This window comes from Klebsiella sp. SWET4 (genome assembly GCF_024296565.1).
In the GTDB taxonomy this organism is placed as follows: Bacteria; Pseudomonadota; Gammaproteobacteria; order Enterobacterales; family Enterobacteriaceae; genus Klebsiella; species Klebsiella variicola.
The window spans coordinates 1-549 of record NZ_JANCOB010000056.1 but is presented as its reverse complement, the minus strand read 5'-3'; the positions used below and the strand labels follow the sequence as shown (position 1 = coordinate 549).

The following is a 549-nucleotide window of genomic DNA, read 5'->3' as shown; positions in this document are numbered from 1 at the left end:
GCGCTCGGCCACAAGGCCTGCCGTGACAATCGCTCCGTGCTCTATCAACGTGTTCCGCGGCTGTTCGATGACCTCGCTCTCGCGCGCGGCGACGGTCGCCATCCGCGCCTATTGCGCGGGCTCGGCCGTGTCGATCTGCTGATCCTCGATGACTGGGGGCTCGAGCCGCTCGACGCTGGTGCCCGTCACGACCTCCTGGAAATCCTCGAAGATCGCTATGGTCATCGTTCCACCATCGTCACCAGCCAGCTCCCCGTGGACCAGTGGCATGTGCTCATTGGAGATCCTACCTATGCCGACGCCGTGCTCGATCGCCTCGTCCACAATGCCCATCGGCTCGACCTTACTGGCGAGAGCCTGCGCCGAACCCGGCAATCCGCCCGAAAGACCTGAGCCCGTGACGCTGTGGACATGCCGCTGCGCTTGGACAACGCCAAGGCGTTGCCCACATGCCCACAGCAAACGCAACAGAAACACAACAAGCTCAAGCCGCGATTCCAGTTGACCGTGCGGCTTGCCCAATGCCAGAGAACCTCAGCAGCTAGAACG

General features: G+C 63.0%; 1 protein-coding gene. It reads left to right on the top strand.

Annotated elements, in window-relative coordinates:
* A partial coding sequence (locus tag NKJ21_RS27475; protein WP_254733462.1) for an ATP-binding protein occupies positions 1 to 393 on the top strand: 393 nt, incomplete at its 5' end.
* Positions 394 to 549 lie beyond the last annotated feature (156 nt).